This window comes from Protofrankia sp. Cas4, from assembly GCF_963555915.1.
Lineage (GTDB): Bacteria > Actinomycetota > Actinomycetes > Frankiales > Frankiaceae > Protofrankia.
This window is the reverse complement of record NZ_CAUVXL010000208.1, coordinates 1-16,903: the sequence shown is the minus strand read 5'-3', so window position 1 is coordinate 16,903 and position 16,903 is coordinate 1. Positions and strand designations below refer to the sequence as shown.

Here is a 16,903-nt window from a genome sequence, read left to right as displayed (position 1 = left end):
GGACGATCCGGGCACTCGACCCCGGTGATCGGGCCGCCACCCACCGGGTCGCGATGGCTCACCGTCTGTGGCTGGAGTTGGAGGCGCTGCTGGGTACCAGACTCTACCGCCGCGTCGGCGTGGTGACCGCCTGGCCCGCCGGCGAGGTCGACGCGGTGGCCGCGATCGGTGCCGAGGTCGGTCTGTCGGTCGAGCTCGTCGAGCCGGACACGTTGCCGCATATGAGGTTCCCCGCCGGCTGGACGGGAGTGCTGGAGCACGACGCCGGCGTGCTGCTCGCCGACCGGGTCCTGACACTCGCGGCACGATGGCTGGACGCGCATGCCCTGGTGACGGTGCGACCGCGGCGGGAGATCGTCGCGGTCGACGCGGACGCGGGGCAGGTCGTCCTGGCCGACGGTGAGCGGCTGGGCGCCGACCTGATCCTCATCGCCGCGGGGCCGTGGTCGCGGGAGCTGGTCGACCTGCCGATGGTGCTGCACCGCCAGGCCATGGTGTATCTGCGGCCACCCGAGGAGCTGGCTCGCTGGTGGGAGGACGCGCCCAGTGCTGGGCGTATCGGCACCGACGGCCGGTCCTGGTTGCTGCCTCCGGGCGACGGAACGTTGCTGAAGGTCAGCTCCAGCGCGTTGTGTCGGGAGGTCGACTCGGTGGGCGACCGCGCGAGCCGGCCCGATCCGGCCGGGACCAGCTGGGTCGATCAGGTCGTGGCGGCGATCCTGACCGACCCGGACCGCTACCCCGTGCACGGGGTCAAGGAGTGCCACTACCTGGTCGACGCCGAGACGGGCGGGGCGAGCCTGGTCCGCCTCGGCCCGGTGGTGTGGGCACGCGCGGCCAGCGGGGGCGACGGGTTCCGCACCGCGCCCCTGATCGCCGCTCAAATTGCCGAGACCGTCATGAGGTCATCGCCGAACTGGAGGGAATACGCATGAACAGTTCCAAGAATGTGCTGTTGGTGATCGGCAGCGGGCTCAAGCTCTACCGCGAGTACCTGGTCAGCTCGGCCGCCGCACGGGCGCGACGGGCCGGACTCGACCTGGTTCTGATCAACAACCTCAAGCCCACCTGGCAGCACGACTACTTCGACGAGATCACTGTGATCAACGTCTTCGACCACGAGCTGCTGGCCGGGACGGCCCGCGAGGTGGCGGCCAGACACACGGTGGTCGGGGTGCTGTGCTGGGACGAGCCGTTGGTGATGTCCGCGGCCAAGATCGCCGCCGAGTTCGGCGTACCCGGCCTCAGTATTCCCGGCGTCCACGGCTGCCGGGACAAGCACAACACGCGTTCCCGGCTCACCGCCGCGGGTCTGCTGCAGCCGGGATTCGAGATGGCGGCCACGGCTGGGCAGGCCCGCGCGGCGGCGGAGCGGATCGGCTACCCGGTCGTGGTCAAGCCGCGCGCTCTCGGCGCCAGCATGGGCGTCGTTTTCGCCGCCGACGAGGTTGAGCTGGACGCCGCCTTCGCCGTCGCATCGGACGCGAGCCTGGTCGGCGACGAGTCCTACCGTGGTGGTGCCATCGTCGAGGGCTACGCCGTGGGGCCCGAGATCAGCGTCGACGCAGCCGTGCACAAAGGCGAATACCTGCCGATGTTCGTGGCCCGCAAGCGCACCGGCGGGCACCCCTATTTCGAGGAGATCGGCCACGTCGTCGACGCGGGCGACCCACTCCTGGGCGACACCGTGCTGATGGACACCCTGGCGCGGGCGCACCGGGTGCTTGAGATCGAGGATGGTATCACCCACGCCGAGGTGCGGCTGACCGAGCGGGGGCCGTTGATCATTGAGATCAACGGCCGGCTCGGCGGCGACCTGATCCCGTTTCTCGGCCGGACCGCCACGGGCATCGACCCGGGTGAGGTGCTCGTCGACGTCGCCATCGGGCAGCGGCCGGACATCGCCGCGACCCGGCGAACCGTCGCGGGAATCCGGTTCGGGTATCCGGAGCGGGACTGCCTGGTGCGCTCGGTCCGGGTGCCCGATGCCGCGCCCGGACTGGTCATCGCGTCCCGGATGGTCGAACCCGGTACCGCGCTGCGGCTGCCGCCGGGCGGCTACATCGCCCGTCACTCCTTCGTGGTGTGCCAGGCCGACGACGCGCTGACCTGCAACGAGCGCTTGGACGCGGCGAGCGCGCTGGTCACGGTGGACGCCGACCCGATCGCCCCACCCCCACCCGGCACAACCCTGGAAATGCCCGCCGGGCTACTGGACGTGGACGAATGACGATCAACTATGACGGGCGGACGTTCCGCAAGGCCGGCGGCGGGGACGGCACGGTTGCCCGGTACCAGCAGGACGGCGATCTGGTCTGGGCGGACTTCGCCGGTGGGCAGGTGCGCCGAGGCACCGTCACCGGTACGTGCGGGCCGGACGGCACGCTCCGGCTGGCCTACACCATGGTGCTCGACGGCGGCGAGGTGATCGCCGGGCACACCGTGAACGTCCCGCAGCGCACCACCGACGGTCGGCTGACGCTGCGCGAGGAGTGGGAGCGCTACGGCGCGCACGCGGCGACCGGGACGTCCTACCTCGAGGAGGTGGACTGAGATGGACGCCTGGTCGCGGCTGCGCTGTGTGGTCGACGGTCGGCTGCGGTTGCCGGGCGACGCCGGCTTCACCGAGGCGGGCAGAGCGTTCAACGAGCGCTACCGGCACGTGCGGCCCGCCGGGGTGCTGACGGCGGCGAGCGTCGCCGACGTCGCCACGGCGATCGGTTGGGCCCGCGAGCACGGCATACCGCTCGTGGCCCGGGGCGGTGGCCACAGCTACGCGGGCAGTTCGGTCACCACCGGACTGGTGCTCGACCTGTGCGGGCTGGACACAGTGCGCGTGGACCCGTCGACCGCGCTGGTCACAGTCGGCGGCGGCACCCGGATGAAGGCGATCTATGCCGCGCTGCGTCCGCACAACCTGGCGTTCCCGCTGGGCAACTCCGACGATGTCGCGATCGGTGGGCTCGTGCTCGGTGGCGGTGTCGCGGCGGTGTCGCGCGCGTTCGGCCTCACCTGTGACTCGCTGGTGCGGACCGACATCGTCCTCGCCGACGGCACGACGCTGCGCTGCAGCGAAACCGAGAACACCGACCTGTTCTGGGCCTGCCGGGGTGGTGGCGGCGGGAACTTCGGCGTGAACACCTCCTTCACCTTCCAGGCACGTCCGGTGCCGGACACGTCCACCTGCCTGCTGCTGTGGCACTGGGCATCCGCGCCTGCGGTCCTGGCCACGATGCAGGAGGTCATGCGGCACGCGCCGGAGGCGTTCTCCGCCCGGATCGGCGTGAGTCGCGCGCCGGGCGAGGACGGTGTGGTCTCGGTGATCGGGCAGCATCTGGGCCCGGCCGAGCAACTGCGGGATCTGCTCGGGCCCGCATTGGCGGTCGCCACGCCGTACCGGCTGGACATCGCGGACCGGACCTACTGGGAGGCCGCGGACTTTCTGCACCACACCACCGCGGGCGGTTCGTTCGCGGTGCGAACCCGATGCGTGCGGGAACCGCTACCCGAGGCCGGGGTGGCGACCATGCTGGCAGCCCTGGACAAGTGGCCGGGCGGCGGCAACCCGGACGGCGCCGGTGTCGCCCTGTTCACCTGGGGTGGCGCGATCAACCGGGTTCCGGTGGCCGATACCGCGTTCCCCCACCGGGACGTGCTGTTCCTGGTCTCGATGGACACCTCGTGGAGTACCGACGATCCCGTCGAGGTGATGGGGGACAACCTGGAGTGGCTGACCGGTCTGCACCAGGACATGGGCGAGTTCGCCCCGGACGCGGCCTACGTCAACTTCTCCGACCCTGACCTGGCCGGCTGGCGATCGGCCTACTACGGGCCGAATCTGGCGCGGCTGACCGAGGTCAAGCGCCGCTACGACCCCGACCGTGTCTTCCGGTTCGCCCAGGCGATCTAGCTCGTCCACAGCATCCGAGGGAGTGATCAGATGACCATCACCCAGACCCACCGTGAGATAGCACATGCCTGCCGTGAGACCGCCGCGGCCAGCACTGATACGCCAGCGCCACCGCTGACCGGTAGGGAGATTCTCGATCGCGCCCGGGCGATTGCGCCGCGACTGCGGGAGCGCTCCGCGGACATCGAGCGTGAGCGGCGGCTGCCCGCGGACGTGGTGGAGCTCCTGCGCGGCACCGGGGTGTTCCGGATGGGCTTCGGGCACAGGTGGGGTGGTCCCGAGACGTCCTCCGTGGAACAGACCGAGGTCATCGAGGCGCTGTCCTACGGCGACGCAGCCGCCGGTTGGTGCGCGATGATCGGTTCGGACACCGGGCTCTACGCCGCGTTCCTGGACGAGTCCGTGGCGAGGGAGATGTTTCCCAGCCTGGATATGATCACCGCTGGGCTGCTGTTCCCAACCGGGCACGCCGAGCGCGTCCCCGGCGGCTACCGGCTCACCGGTCGCTGGCAGTTCGGTAGTGGGATCACTCACAGCGACTGGGTGATCTCCGGAGCGTTCATCTACCGCGACGGCCGACCGGACCCGAGCCCGTCCGGCGACCCGCACGACTCGCGGCTGATGATGGTGCCGCGCGGGCAGGTGGAGGTCGTCGACACCTGGTACACCACCGGCCTGGCGGGCAGCGGAAGCTGCGACTACACGATCACGGACATCTTCGTCCCCGAGGAACACACCCTCGTCTTCGGTAGCGTGCGCAACGGCAGCGGGGCACTTGCCCAGCCGGAGGTGCACATGCGCAACATGCCCGGCGTGCCACTGGGCATTGCGCGGGCCGCGCTCGACCATGTCCGCGAGATCGTCGCCACCCGGGTACATCCGGTCAGCGGCGCCGCGGCCGACGACTACCGCATGCAGGTCGCCATCGCCGACTGCGAGGCCGACTTCGTCGCCACCCGAAGCGGGGTGTACGCCAGCATGCAGCGCCAACACGAGGTGCTGGCCGCCGGGGGAAGCCTCGACGATCTCACCCCGGACGAGCGTGCCGCACTGCCGCTGTCGCGCCGGCACGCCTTCCGGACGGCGCGGTCGATCGTGGGCCGGCTCTACGACCTTCTTCAGACCAGCTCGATCTACCGGCCGTCTCCGCTGGACCGCTGGCTGCGCGACACGAACACGATGTGCCAACACGTTGTCGCCCAGGATCGGATCCTGCAATCGGCCGGCGCCTATCTGTTGGGCGGCAGGCCTGGTTTCCCGCTTTGCCTGGGCATCGCCAGCTGAATTCGGCGGCAATTGATTGTTCCGCCTGGACCTGAATGGCAGTCAACTCACGGTTCTGTTGAAATCGGTCCCATTGATGCCGGATGTGCACTGGTGGCCGTATGCGAGAAGCCGTCGTCATCAGTCACCTCATCGTGAATGGAGAAGATATGCGATCACTGTCACTTCGAACTGCCGCCGTCTTCGCGGTGCTCGCCGCGCTGCTCGGCGCGTGCGGCAAGACCGACACCACTACCAGCACCGCTGGACCTGTCAACACCGCCGGTACGGTCAGCACCGCCAGCAGTGATGCGATCATCAGCTACAACGAAACCGAACCGGAGAACCCGCTCATCCCCGGAAATACGACGGAGGTCGGCGGCATCGGTGTCCTCGGCGCCTTGTTCAAGGGCCTTGTGGAGTATGACGCGAAAACCGCCGCGCCGCGCAACTCCGTCGCCGCATCCATCCAGACGAACGATGCGAAGGTCTATACGATCAAGCTTAAGTCCGGGTGGACCTTCCACGACGGAACGCCGGTCACCGCGAGGAGTTTCGTCGACTCCTGGAACTACACCGCGTATTCCCCGAACGAGATGCAGGGTGCGAACTACTTTTCGCACATCGAAGGTTTCGGTCAGGTGAACAACGCAACGGCGGACGGCAAGCAGCCGGCCACGCTGCCCCCGGCAAAGGAGATGTCGGGCCTGAAGGTCGTTGACGACCGCACCTTCGTCGTGACCCTTTCCGCGCCGTTCTCCACGTTCGCCACCCAGCTCGGCTATGCGGCCTTCTTCCCGTTGCCTGCAAGCTTCTTCGCCGACAGAAAAGCCTTCGAGGCCCATCCGGTCGGCAACGGCCCCTTCCAGTTCGTGTCCTACACGAAGGGCAAGAACATCCTCGTGCAGCGCTACGACAATTTCGCCGGGGAGAAGCCGCACATCGACGGCATTGATTTCCGGTTCTACCCGAACCTGGACGACGCCTACGCGGACGTTTTGGCGAACAAACTCGACTACCTCTCGTTCACACCGTGGTCGTCAACGGTCAACAACAAGATCAAGACTGATCTTCCCGACACCCGCCGCGTTGCCTACAAGTACCTCGGATATCAGGCGATCGCCTTCCCTCTCTACGACAAGCGCTTTGTCGACCCGAACCTGCGGCGGGCCATTTCGATGGCCATCGACCGGGTTGATCTCATCAAGAAGGTCTTCAACGGTGCTCGGACGCCGGCCGACGGCCTGGTAGCGCCGAATGTCCAGGGCCATGTCGACAACCAGTGCGGGGAACTGTGCACCTACCAGCCTGAGAAGGCCAGGCAACTGTTCGATGCGACCGGTTTCCAGGGACCGATCGTGCTCACCTCCAATGTCGACTCCGCCAACCAGCAGTGGATGGAGGTGACGTGCGCGTCGATCCAGAAGGCGCTTGGCCGGGAATGCACATTCGTGTCGGTGCCGACGCTCGGTGCGTTGCGTAAGAAGCTCAATGACCACACGATGGACGCGATCTACCGTTCCGCCTGGGTAGCTGACTACCCGTCGATCGAGAATTTCCTCAACCCGTTGTTCAAGACCGGTGGCTCGTCCAATGTCGGTCAGTATTCCAACCAGGCGGTCGATGCACTGCTCACCCGTGCCGACGAGGCGCCGTCGGAGCAGGAAGGCGAGCAGCTGTACCAGCAGGCTGAGCGGCTCGTACTGCAGGACATGCCGACGATCCCGATCTGGTTTCAGAGTGCCACGGCCGCATGGTCCTCGCGGTTGCACAACGTGGTCCCCACCCAATTCCGTGAGCTCGATCTGACCAGCGTCACGGTGTCCTAGAAAGGCTCGGGGCCAAGGGCCGCACGACAAAATCAATGATCATGCGGCCCTTGGCCAGCCGACCCACTCCGCGAATTGCCGGCCCCGCCCGATCATCGATGTCGATCAACGGTTTCGGCACATCCAACCTGCGACGAACCCGACCAACAAACCATCAGGTGGAAATATGACTGACCAAGAGATCGACGTACTGGCGATCGGAGCGGGGCCGGCGAACCTGGCACTCGCGGTGGCAATCGAGGAGTCCGGTTCGCGCGAGCTGGCCGAGAGCACCCTGCTGCTGGAGCAGTACCCGGACGTCAAGTGGCAGCGGAATCTGTTGCTTCCGTGGGCGCGCAGCCAGGTCTCGTTCCTCAAAGACCTGGTGACCCTGCGCAACCCGCGGAGCCGGTTCTCTTTTCTGAGCTTTCTGCACGAACGCGGACGCCTTGACGAGTTCGTGAACCTGGGCACCTTCAACCCGTACCGCTGGGAGCTCTCGGAGTACCAGCAGTGGGTTGCCGACTCCTTGGACCATGTGGGCATTCGCTACGGCGCCCGCGGCGAGATCGTTGAACCGCGACGCGCGGGTGACGGTACGATTATCGGCTGGACCGTGACCCTTGCCGACGGCGACCGGCTGCATTGCCGCGATCTCGTCATCGGCACCGGCCGCGACCCACACATCCCTGATGTCTTCCACAACCTGCCGCCGGACCGGGTGATCCACAGTACCCAGTACTGCACGCGCATCGCCGAGCTGGCCACTGACCGACCCATTCGGCCGGTGGTCGTGGGCGGCGCCCAGAGCGCGGCCGAGATGTTCATGGCCCTGCACAACGACCTGCCGTTGAGCACGCCGACGATGGTGTTGCGGTCGATCGGTCTGGCGAATTACCAGACCAGCAAATTCGTCAACGAGCTGTTCTTCCCGTCCTTCATCGATGATTTCTACAACGCCGGCGCCGAGGTACGCCGGCAGATTCTCGACGAGATGCACCTGGCGAACTACGCTGGCCTGGCTCCGCCCTTCCTCGATGAAATCTACTCCATGCTTTACCAGCAGAGGATGCTGGGGCGCCGGCGGTCCGCCGTACAGGCCATGACCGAGGTCGTTGATGCGCGTGTCGACGGCGATGATGTGCTGCTGGAGCTGCGGGATCGCCGGAGCGGCAAGGTCGATCCACTACGCTGCGATCTGGTGCTGCTGGGTACCGGCTATGAGCCGCGGATGCCCGCGCTGATACGTGACCTCGCCGACCGGGTCGATCTGGCCGATATCGCGGTGAGCAGGCGGTATCGCCTGGACCTCGGCGATTCGGCCTGGGGAGCGGTCTACCTGCAGGGCGTCAACGAGCAGACCCACGGCATCGCCGATTCGCTGATCAGCGTGCTCGCCCATCGATCGCAGGACATCGTCGACGACCTGCTCGACCGGCGCGATCTCGCGGAGGCGAAGACGGCGGGATGAAGATCCGCATGCTGGACCGTGCGAACCTGACCAAGGAATCCGGTCTGGCTTCCGAGCGGGCACCCGAGGCGCGTCAGGATACTGCCCGCGCACCGCGAATGCCTGTGACCGAACCGGCCCGCCTCATGCCGCCGTCTGGCTCGTGGGGAGCCTTCGTCGCGGTGGCCTGCGGCGCATGTGCTGTGTTGTGCGCCGCGATCTGGATATCAACCGACCTGCACCCCGATCCGGCTCTACACAACGCCGCGCTGTTCGTCCATCTGGCCTCCCTCGTTCTCGGATTCGGCGCAGTGCTAGTCGCCGATTACCTCATTGCTGTCTGGCTGGTCGGACGTTCCACGTTCGCCGAAGCCGTCTCCGGCGTTGATCGGCTGCACCTGCTGGTCTGGACGGGGCTCATCGGCATGGTTGTCAGCGGCGCACTGCTGGAGCCGAACCTGGCCACCGTGCTGACCCGCGCGAAGCTGGTCCTCGTGCTGCTTCTCACCCTCAACGGACTGCAGGCGATGATTCTCAACAAACGCATGAAGGCTTCGACGGATGCGCTGAGCGCGCGCCTGTTCGCCTGGGGCGCCGTGACAACCGTGGTCTCTCAAGGGTGCTGGTGGGGTGCGATGTGGATCGGATTCTGGACCGCGACCCACAGGCACTGACCCGATGGCCGACTGGAGGACGAAATTGTGAGTACAGGGGTCCGAGTCCCGCCTGCCCTGGGCGGCGAGACCTTTCGCGAGGCCATGTCGTTCCTCGCAGCGCCGTTGACCATCGTCACCACCCGGGATCAGGAGGGTCGCCCGTGGGGGTTCACCGCCAGTTCGGTCACCTCGGTGTCGCTTGAACCACCGCTTGTTCTCGTCGGGATATCGCATACCTCCAGTTGCTTCCCGGTGTTCTCCGAGGCGTCCGAGTTCGTGATCAACGTGCTCGGGCGCGACAACCGCGAGCTGGCGCGGCGGTTCGCCGCCAGAGGTATGGACCGGTTCGTCGGAGTGCGGTTCGACGATTGGCCGAACTCGGACATTCCGTATCTCGTTGATGTCGCCGTCGTATTTCGATGCACCGTCGCAGAACGAATATCTGCGGGTGATCACGACCTGTTGATCGGGGAGCTCACTGGTATTAGGAGGCAGGACTCGACCGAGCCGCTCCTGTGGTATCGGCGGGATTTTCGACCATCGGACTGATCTAATGTGCCGATCCACGCCGCTGCCCACAGTATCTGCGACCGGGTCGTCGGTATTGCTCAGGGGCGGTGTGATCGAGCACAGGCAGCGCTTTGTCAGGTCATACTTCCAGCTCGGCGGTCTGGGTCTGGATCGAATGATCCGGGATGGATTGTGGGAGTATCCGGGAGAGGTGGACGTGTGCGACCGAGGAGGATGTGACGAATTCGACGCACTGGTAGCCCTCGGAATCGCCGTCGAGATGGTCGAACAGCCGTTCGCCGCGGTGGAGCAGGATGGGCACGATCACCAGGTGCAGGTCGTCGATCAGGCCGGCGCGGAGGTATTGCTGAATGGTGGCGACACCACCGCCGAGTCTGACGTCCTGTCCGTCGGCGGCCTCGCGTGCTCGTTCGAGTACCGTGTCGATACTGTCATCGACGAAGTGGAACGTCGTCCCGCCCTGCATGGTGATGGACGGACGGGCGTGGTGGGTGAGGACGAACACCGGATGGTGGAAGGGTGGATTATCGCCCCACCAGCCGGTCCATTCGTTCTCACCCCACGGTCCCCGGATCGGACCGAACATGTTCCGTCCCATGACGGTGGCACCGATACCGACATCGCCCCGCGCGACGAAGCGATCGTCGACGCCCTCGTCACCGCCGTCCATGCCGATCATCTGAGCACCGGTGCGGGTAGCGAACACCCATTCGTGCAGTCCGTGACCACCCACGCCGAGCGGGTTGTCGACGCTCTGCGCCTGCCCGGCCGCGTATCCGTCAAGCGAGATCGAGAAGTTGTGCACGCGTAGCTTTGTCATCCACGACCTTCTTTAGTGGTGACTGGCACCTGGTGTCTGCCCTCGAACTTCGAACATGTAGCAGGATGTCACGCCCGGCCTGGACCTCGCCGTACCGGGCCAGTTGGCGGGCGACCGCGGCTATCCTTGATTTTGCCCAGGCACCCCGGCCCCGAACTCCGGCCGACCCCGCACCGGACCGCACCGGACCACACTCTGGAGGACCGGCATGGCGACGAACCTCCTGCTCCACAAGCGGACGCCGTGGACGGCGCAGGACTGGCTTGAGCTTCCCGATGACGGCCGCCGGTATGAGATCACGGCCGGAGCCCTGCTCATGGCCCCACCGCGCTCGCCCCTCCATCAGGCCGTCACCGACGAGATCAGGCAGCTTCTTCGCCCTGCGCTACCGAAGCATCTGCGCGTTCAGGAGAACACCGGCGTCCGGCTCGGTGACAACCTGCGTATCCCGGATCTGGTCGTGCTGCGCGCGGAGGCGGTCTGGCGCCCGGGTGCGCTGCTCGCCGAGGACGTGCTGCTCGTCGTCGAGGTCGTGAGTCCGTCGAGCGCCCAGGAAGATCGGGTCGCGAAGCCTGCGCAGTTCGCGCGGGCGGGCGTTGCGCATTACTGGATGGTCGATCCCGCGGACGGCCCCTGTGTGCACGTGCTGCGCCTGACCGGGACGGTGTACGAGCGGAGCCATCTCGGTCGCGGCGAGGACGTGCTGGCACTGCGGGAGCCGGTGGAGGTGCGCTTCACGCCGGCGTCGTTGCTTCCGCCGGCGCCGTAGCGGTCGCGGCCACGCTCGCCCACCGCATATGACCGGCGGCAACTCCGGCGTCGGATTTCGGGCTCCGTGGCGCACGTATCCTCGGTGCGCTGATCAATAGGTGCCGTAGCGCTGCCTGCCACGACCACCTTGGACACGTCCCACCTGGACACGATCACGATGGAGCGGTAACTGATGGCAGAACGGCTGGACGGCACGGTGGCCCTGGTGACCGGGGCGAGTAGCGGCATCGGGGCGGTGAGCGGCCGGGAACTGGCCCGGCACGGTGCGGCGGTCGCGCTGGTCGCCCGGCGCAAGGACAGGTTGGAACAGCTCGCCGCCGAGATCACCGCCGACGGCGGCCGGGCGCTCGTCCTCGCCCACGATGTGACCGATCAGGCCCAGGCCGTCGACGCCGTCGAACGCACCGTCGCCGAGCTGGGTCGGTTGGACACAGTGGTCAACAACGCCGGCGTCATGCTGCTCGGCCCGATCGTCGGCGCGCCGACCCAGGAGTGGGATCGGATGGTGTCGCTGAACCTCCAGGGTCTGCTGTACGTCGCTCATGCGGCGCTGCCGCACCTGCTCGCCGCCGCAGACACCGGTCCCAGGCGGGTCGCCGACCTGGTCAACATCAGTTCGGTCGCGGGTCGGCGGGCGATGGCGAACGCCGGGGTTTACAACCTGACGAAGTTCGGGGTGAACGCCTTCACCGAATCCCTGCGCCAGGAGGTCACCGCCCGGCACGTGCGGGTATCGGTCGTCGAGCCGGGCGCGGTCGACACGGAGCTGACCGACCATCTGCGCGAGGAGATCCGCGAAGCGTCCGCACGGCGCTTCGCCGGGGTCGAGAAGCTGGTGGCCGACGACATCGCGGATGCGGTGGCATACATCGTCACCCGCCCCCGCCGGGTCGCGGTCAACGAGATGCTCATCCGACCTACCGGACAGGTTGGGTAGCCGGCGGCCCGGATGCTCACGCTGGCGTACGTCTCCCGGCGAGGCGAGGGGACCCCGGGTGCGGCCCCCTCGCCTATCCCGTTCAGGATGATCTACGGCAGGAGCCGGTCAGAAGACCGGTGTCGTGGCCACATTCAGGAAGCATGCGTTCGAGAAGGTCTTCTGCCAGTGGACGACCCGGCCGGCCCAGTAGCCGTCCGCGGCGGCCGTCACCGGCATGTAGATCTCCGGACACAGCGTCCCCGGGTCGCCCGCGAGGTTGTCGAGATTACCGCCGGCAGCCGCGATGGCCTTGCACGCCGCGACCGGGTTGGGGTGCGTCGTCGCGCCGTTCGGCGGACAGAACAGGGTGACCGGTGTCGCGCCGACATAGGGGGCTTCGCCCTGCGCCACCGTGAGAATCAGTGCTCCCGTCGGCCGGGCCACCGAGCTGGTTGTGGCCGCCGACGCCGGAATGGCAGCCACGCCGGCAGCCAGTAACGGTGCCAGGGCGAGTGTGCCCCAACGGGCGAGAATCCTTCTCCTTGCCATCGCAACCTCCTGCTTCATGTTTCGTCAACCCGACTGAGAAGCCTGTCTTCACGATGGTCGGGCACATCCATGATTGTCATGATATGCCATGTCATGGCGGGAAACTATATATGACGCGAGCTTTACTCGACGGGAAACTGTTACCTACGGCCCGACATACATGAAAAATAATGATCGGGTACAGCGTGGTCGAACTAGTAGCCGGGAGTGGGGCTACCAGCCTGAATCGGCCATCACCGGGTGTCGCGTGTTAGTCAATTTCACCCAGATCAATACGGCTACCTGCTACCCTCTGTCATCTAACGCCGTCGCAGAGCGTTCCGGTCCAGCGTTCCGTCAACCGCGGCGTCACGGTCGGCGCACCGTGGACCTGGCCGGACGAGCCTTGCGCACAGGCGGGTCGATGCGATCGTCGGTGCATTCCCTGGCTGGGCACCACCGGCATCGGCACCGAGCAAAGGCGGTGTCCACGGCCGGCCGAGCAGTGGATATCGGTAGTTACAACGAGTGATTGGGCGGGTTTACGGTTCGTGGTCAACGCTCAATCCTGAGCGGGCCAGAGCACACCATCACGGTGGGCCAGCCCAGACTGGCACGTGGAAGTCCTTGCCTTTTCCGTGATTTCTACGGGAAGCTTCTGTCGGCTCGCCGCATGGAGCAAAGCTCGCGCCGCGGGTCGAAGGAGAATGCGCTGTACGCGGTGCGATGTCGGTGTGAAGCCTGCCGGCGGCACGCGAAACGGACGGGGGAGACGTGGCGGTATTCGGTTTGCGCCGGCTATTCTACTGGCGTCGTTCGATGCAGTCCACCAGGGACGTCATCGCATAGTCACGGGCAGCCGATCACTTCATTCACCGGTGGTGGGCGGAGCGTGATCCCGCGCGCTCGGGTAGCGCTTCGACCCTAATCACGGGTTCAACGCCCGGCAACGCTTATCGGCATGGTCGGCATGGTCGGCATGGTCGGCATGGTCGGCATGGTCGGCATGGTCGGCATGTTCGGCATGTTCGGCGTGGGAAAGCTCGCTCGTGTCGACCACGCCGACGATGTTCCTCGAATGTACGTTCGTTGTTTTCCTGCTGCTACGACCAAGAATTGGTGGTGTCGGTCATGACGGAGTCGGCTGGTGTGGAGACTGGTACGGAGGACGGGCAGCCGCAGCTGAGTCTGGGTACGGCGGCTGCGCGCAATCTGGCGACAGTTACCAAGTCCGCGCCACAGATGCAGGAGATTTCCTCGCGGTGGTTGCTGCGGATACTGCCGTGGGTGCAGGTGGCGGGCGGCGTGTATCGGGTCAACCGCCGGCTTACATATACGGTGGGCGACGGGACGATTACTTTTGTCTCGACCGGGGCTGAGGTCCGCGTCATTCCCCAGGAACTGCGTGAGCTTCCCCTGCTGCGGGAGTTCGACGACGCGGTGCTCCTGAGTGCGTTGGCGGATCGGTTCGTTCAGCAGGAATTCGCTCCCGGCGATGTGATCGTGGAATCCGGCCAGCCGGCTGACCGGGTGTTCCTCATTGCGCATGGGAAGGTCGACAAGGTCGGCGCCGGAAAGTACGGCGATCAGACCGTGCTGGGTGTGCTGGCTGACGGCGACTACTTCGGTGACCAGGTGCTGGTGGAGCCACAGAGCAGCTGGGAGTTCACGGTCAGGGCGGTGACCGGGTGCACGGTGCTGGCGCTGTCGCAACAGGTGTTCCAGGAGCTGGCTGGCCGGTCCGAGGCGCTGCGGACCCATGTCGAGCACTTCCAGAGCCGGCCCGAGCCCCCACAGAACAAGCACGGTGAGGCGTCCATCGCGCTGGCGTCGGGGCATACCGGGGAGCCTGAGTTGCCGGGGACCTTCGTCGATTATGAGCTTGCGCCCCGCGAATACGAGTTGAGCGTGGCCCAGACGGTGCTGCGGGTACACAGCCGGGTCGCCGATCTGTACAACGAACCGATGAACCAGGTCGAACACCAGCTCAAGCTGACAATCGAGGCGCTACGGGAACGCCAGGAAAAAGAACTGATCAACAACCGGGAATTCGGCCTGCTGCACAACGCCGACCGCAGCCAGCGCATCAACACCCACGCTGGCGCGCCCACTCCCGACGACCTCGACGAACTGCTCAGCAGGCGGCGTGACTCCCGGTTCCTCCTGGCCCATCCGCGCGCCATAGCCGCGTTCGGCCGGGAATGTAACCGCCGTGGCATCTACCCGACCGGAGCCGTGATCGACGGCGCCCAGGTGCCGGGCTGGCGCGGCGTACCCCTCCTGCCCTGCAACAAGATCCCCATCTCTGACACGCAGACCACCTCCATTCTCGTGCTCCGCACCGGCGAGGACAACCAAGGTGTCGTCGGCCTCCACCAGACGGGCATCCCGGACGAGTTCGAGCCCGGCCTGTCCGTCCGATTCATGGGTATCAACGAGAAAGCCGTCATCTCCTACCTGGTCAGCACTTATTACTCGGCCGCGGTTCTCGTGCCGGACGCTCTTGGCGTCCTGGAGAACGTCGAGGTAGCCAGAGCCCGCGACTAGCCGTGGTGTTGTCCGCGGAGCAGCCGAAGAGGAAGGTTACGTGCGGTTCATGGTGCCATTCGAGCTACCGGAGTTCTATGTGCCCCATCCGGCACGGCTGAATCCGAACCTGGAACGAGCTCGTGAGCACAGTAAAGCCTGGGCTTACGAGATGGACATGGTCGACGCGTCGCAGAACGGCGTCGTGATCTGGTACGAGCGCGACTTCGACGCTCACGACTACGCACTGCTCTGTGCTTATACCCATCCGGACGCGACAGGTCCAGATCTTGATCTGGTGACCGACTGGTATGTCTGGGTGTTCTACTTCGACGACCACTTTCTGGAGCTGTACAAGCGAACCCATGACCTGACCGGCGCGCAGGAATATCTTGATCGGTTGCGGGCGTTCATGCCGACGGATGGCGCGATCACACAGACGCCGACCAATCCGGTGGAACGCGGCCTTGCGGACCTGTGGACCCGGACCGTTCCGGCCCGGTCCGCGGATTGGCGGTGTCGGTTCGCCGCCAGCACCGGGAACCTCCTGGATGAGTCGTTGTGGGAGCTTTCCAATATCAACGAAAACCGGATTGCCGACCCCGTAGAATACATCGAGATGCGGCGAAAGGTCGGCGGAGCCCCCTGGTCGGCGAATCTCATCGAACACGCGGTGGCCGCTGAGGTACCCGCCGAGATCGCCGCGACCCGGCCTATGCAGGTACTGCGGGACACGTTCGCCGACGGCGTGCATCTGCGCAACGACCTGTTCTCCTACCAGCGCGAAGTCGAAGAGGAAGGCGAGCTCAGCAACGGCGTCCTGGTCTTCGAACGATTCCTGGGGTGTGGTACCCAGGAAGCCGCCGACATCGTCAACGACCTGCTTACCTCCCGGCTGCACCAGTTCGAGCACACCACCTTCACCGAGTTACCCCCGCTCGTCGAGGAGCATGGCCTTGACGTGGCGGCCAGAGCGGATGTCATGGCCTATGTGAAGGGGCTGCAGGACTGGCAGTCAGGTGGTCATGAATGGCATTTGCGGTCGAGCCGTTACATGAATGGCGGGGCCAAGGCGGGCACCGGCGCCCTGGGCGGTCCGACGGGCCTGGGCACCGCAGGAGCGCGCATCGGGTCCGCACTGGTCTCGACGGCACCGCAGCGATTGCGGAGCTTCACCCACATCCCGTATCAGGTCGTCGGCCGGCTTCAACGTCCCGATTTCTACATGCCGTATTCCACTCGGTGCAGCCCGCACCTGTCCGCTGCACGTCGCCACATCGTGGAGTGGGCCGGCCAGATCGGGATGCTCGACCCGGTGCCCGGAATCTGGGACGAACACAAGCTCAGGGCGTATGATTTTCCGTTGTGTTCGGCAGGGATCCATCCGGATGCGACGGCGGACCAACTGAACCTGACCACGGGCTGGCTCACCTGGGGAACCTACGCCGACGACTACTATCCGGTGATCTTCGGCCGGACGGGTGATCTAGCCGCCGCGAAGGCGTGTACCAGGCGGCTGTCGGAATTCATGCCGGTGGAGTCCGCCGTCATTCCGGTCCCCGTCAACGCGCTGGAACGCGGTCTGGCCGATCTGTGGTCCCGTACCGCGGGACCCATGGCCGTGAGCGCGCGTCGCATGTTCCGCGGCGCGATCGAGGATATGACCGGTAGCTGGTTGTGGGAACTCGCCAATCAGCGACAGAACCGGATTCCCGACCCGA

16 protein-coding genes are annotated in these 16,903 nt (G+C 66.1%); 13 read left to right on the top strand and 3 right to left on the bottom strand.

All coding sequences use genetic code 11. The annotated features are described in order from the left end of the window. From U9979_RS19070 to U9979_RS19030, 9 genes are all read left to right on the top strand, one after another. The coding region (locus U9979_RS19070; RefSeq protein ID WP_322780460.1) for an FAD-dependent oxidoreductase at positions 1–935 on the top strand (935 nt) is incomplete at its 5' end. Further along, positions 932–2,230 (top strand): ATP-grasp domain-containing protein, encoded by a 1,299-nt coding sequence (locus U9979_RS19065; RefSeq protein ID WP_322780459.1) that lies wholly within the window; start codon positions 932–934, stop codon positions 2,228–2,230. The genes U9979_RS19070 and U9979_RS19065, both read left to right, overlap by 4 nt. Then, the gene (locus tag U9979_RS19060) at positions 2,227–2,553 is read left to right on the top strand and encodes a hypothetical protein (protein WP_322780458.1); all 327 of its coding nucleotides are present in this window, start codon (positions 2,227–2,229) and stop codon (positions 2,551–2,553) included. Before U9979_RS19065 ends, U9979_RS19060 begins: the two co-directional genes overlap by 4 nt. A 1-nt stretch (position 2,554) precedes the next feature. Next, positions 2,555–3,910, top strand: a complete 1,356-nt coding sequence (locus tag U9979_RS19055) for an FAD-binding oxidoreductase (RefSeq protein WP_322780457.1) — start codon at positions 2,555–2,557, stop codon at positions 3,908–3,910. A 30-nt stretch (positions 3,911–3,940) separates the two neighbouring features. After that, a complete protein-coding gene (locus U9979_RS19050; protein WP_322780456.1) occupies positions 3,941–5,194 on the top strand; it encodes an acyl-CoA dehydrogenase family protein in 1,254 nt (417 codons plus the stop codon). Positions 5,195–5,343: 149 nt separating this feature from the next. Continuing rightward, positions 5,344–7,002, top strand: a complete 1,659-nt coding sequence (locus U9979_RS19045; protein WP_322780455.1) for an ABC transporter substrate-binding protein — start codon at positions 5,344–5,346, stop codon at positions 7,000–7,002. A gap of 166 nt (positions 7,003–7,168) precedes the next feature. After that, positions 7,169–8,452, top strand: coding sequence for a lysine N(6)-hydroxylase/L-ornithine N(5)-oxygenase family protein (locus tag U9979_RS19040; RefSeq protein WP_322750569.1), 1,284 nt, complete (start codon positions 7,169–7,171; stop codon positions 8,450–8,452). Next, positions 8,449–9,105, top strand: coding sequence for a hypothetical protein (locus tag U9979_RS19035; RefSeq protein WP_322780454.1), 657 nt, complete (start codon positions 8,449–8,451; stop codon positions 9,103–9,105). Before U9979_RS19040 ends, U9979_RS19035 begins: the two co-directional genes overlap by 4 nt. Positions 9,106–9,132: 27 nt before the next feature. Further along, positions 9,133–9,636 (top strand): flavin reductase family protein, encoded by a 504-nt coding sequence (locus U9979_RS19030; protein WP_322780453.1) that lies wholly within the window; start codon positions 9,133–9,135, stop codon positions 9,634–9,636. Between the two features lie 100 nt (positions 9,637–9,736). Here U9979_RS19030 and U9979_RS19025 read toward each other — a convergent pair whose 3' ends face one another. Beyond that, the gene (locus U9979_RS19025) at positions 9,737–10,438 is read right to left on the bottom strand and encodes a dihydrofolate reductase family protein (RefSeq protein ID WP_322780452.1); all 702 of its coding nucleotides are present in this window, start codon (positions 10,436–10,438) and stop codon (positions 9,737–9,739) included. Between the two features lie 208 nt (positions 10,439–10,646). Between U9979_RS19025 and U9979_RS19020 the strand changes: the two genes are divergently transcribed. Together U9979_RS19020 and U9979_RS19015 are read left to right on the top strand one after the other, a co-directional pair. Then, positions 10,647–11,207: a Uma2 family endonuclease gene (locus U9979_RS19020; protein WP_322780451.1), complete on the top strand. Its 561-nt coding sequence runs from the start codon at positions 10,647–10,649 to the stop codon at positions 11,205–11,207. A gap of 174 nt (positions 11,208–11,381) precedes the next feature. Further along, positions 11,382–12,146 (top strand): SDR family NAD(P)-dependent oxidoreductase, encoded by a 765-nt coding sequence (locus U9979_RS19015; RefSeq protein WP_322780450.1) that lies wholly within the window; start codon positions 11,382–11,384, stop codon positions 12,144–12,146. Between the two features lie 108 nt (positions 12,147–12,254). On the opposite strand, the gene U9979_RS19010 is transcribed toward U9979_RS19015, so the two are convergent. Both U9979_RS19010 and U9979_RS19005 read right to left on the bottom strand, forming a co-directional pair. Further along, positions 12,255–12,677, bottom strand: coding sequence for an SSI family serine proteinase inhibitor (locus U9979_RS19010; RefSeq protein WP_322751829.1), 423 nt, complete (start codon positions 12,675–12,677; stop codon positions 12,255–12,257). 907 nt (positions 12,678–13,584) lie between these two features. Next, positions 13,585–13,716: a hypothetical protein gene (locus tag U9979_RS19005; protein ID WP_322780449.1), complete on the bottom strand. Its 132-nt coding sequence runs from the start codon at positions 13,714–13,716 to the stop codon at positions 13,585–13,587. A gap of 71 nt (positions 13,717–13,787) precedes the next feature. Between U9979_RS19005 and U9979_RS19000 the strand changes: the two genes are divergently transcribed. Together U9979_RS19000 and U9979_RS18995 are read left to right on the top strand one after the other, a co-directional pair. Next, entirely contained in the window at positions 13,788–15,203 is a 1,416-nt protein-coding gene (locus tag U9979_RS19000; RefSeq protein ID WP_322780448.1) for a family 2B encapsulin nanocompartment shell protein, read from the top strand. 49 nt (positions 15,204–15,252) lie between these two features. Further along, positions 15,253–16,903 (top strand): terpene synthase family protein (locus U9979_RS18995; protein WP_322780461.1); only part of this gene is annotated, 1,651 nt, incomplete at its 3' end.

What these genes read in the sequence shown, in the direction of transcription:
- U9979_RS19065 (WP_322780459.1), top strand. Translation starts at nt 932, where the DNA reads ATGAACAGTTCCAAGAATGTGCTGTTGGTGATCGGCAGCGGGCTCAAG.
- U9979_RS19060 (WP_322780458.1), top strand. Translation starts at nt 2,227, where the DNA reads ATGACGATCAACTATGACGGGCGGACGTTCCGCAAGGCCGGCGGCGGG.
- U9979_RS19055 (WP_322780457.1), top strand. Translation starts at nt 2,555, where the DNA reads ATGGACGCCTGGTCGCGGCTGCGCTGTGTGGTCGACGGTCGGCTGCGG.
- U9979_RS19050 (WP_322780456.1), top strand. Translation starts at nt 3,941, where the DNA reads ATGACCATCACCCAGACCCACCGTGAGATAGCACATGCCTGCCGTGAG.
- U9979_RS19045 (WP_322780455.1), top strand. Translation starts at nt 5,344, where the DNA reads ATGCGATCACTGTCACTTCGAACTGCCGCCGTCTTCGCGGTGCTCGCC.
- U9979_RS19040 (WP_322750569.1), top strand. Translation starts at nt 7,169, where the DNA reads ATGACTGACCAAGAGATCGACGTACTGGCGATCGGAGCGGGGCCGGCG.
- U9979_RS19035 (WP_322780454.1), top strand. Translation starts at nt 8,449, where the DNA reads ATGAAGATCCGCATGCTGGACCGTGCGAACCTGACCAAGGAATCCGGT.
- U9979_RS19025 (WP_322780452.1), bottom strand. Translation starts at nt 10,438, where the DNA reads ATGACAAAGCTACGCGTGCACAACTTCTCGATCTCGCTTGACGGATAC.
- U9979_RS19020 (WP_322780451.1), top strand. Translation starts at nt 10,647, where the DNA reads ATGGCGACGAACCTCCTGCTCCACAAGCGGACGCCGTGGACGGCGCAG.
- U9979_RS19015 (WP_322780450.1), top strand. Translation starts at nt 11,382, where the DNA reads ATGGCAGAACGGCTGGACGGCACGGTGGCCCTGGTGACCGGGGCGAGT.
- U9979_RS19010 (WP_322751829.1), bottom strand. Translation starts at nt 12,677, where the DNA reads ATGGCAAGGAGAAGGATTCTCGCCCGTTGGGGCACACTCGCCCTGGCA.
- U9979_RS19000 (WP_322780448.1), top strand. Translation starts at nt 13,788, where the DNA reads ATGACGGAGTCGGCTGGTGTGGAGACTGGTACGGAGGACGGGCAGCCG.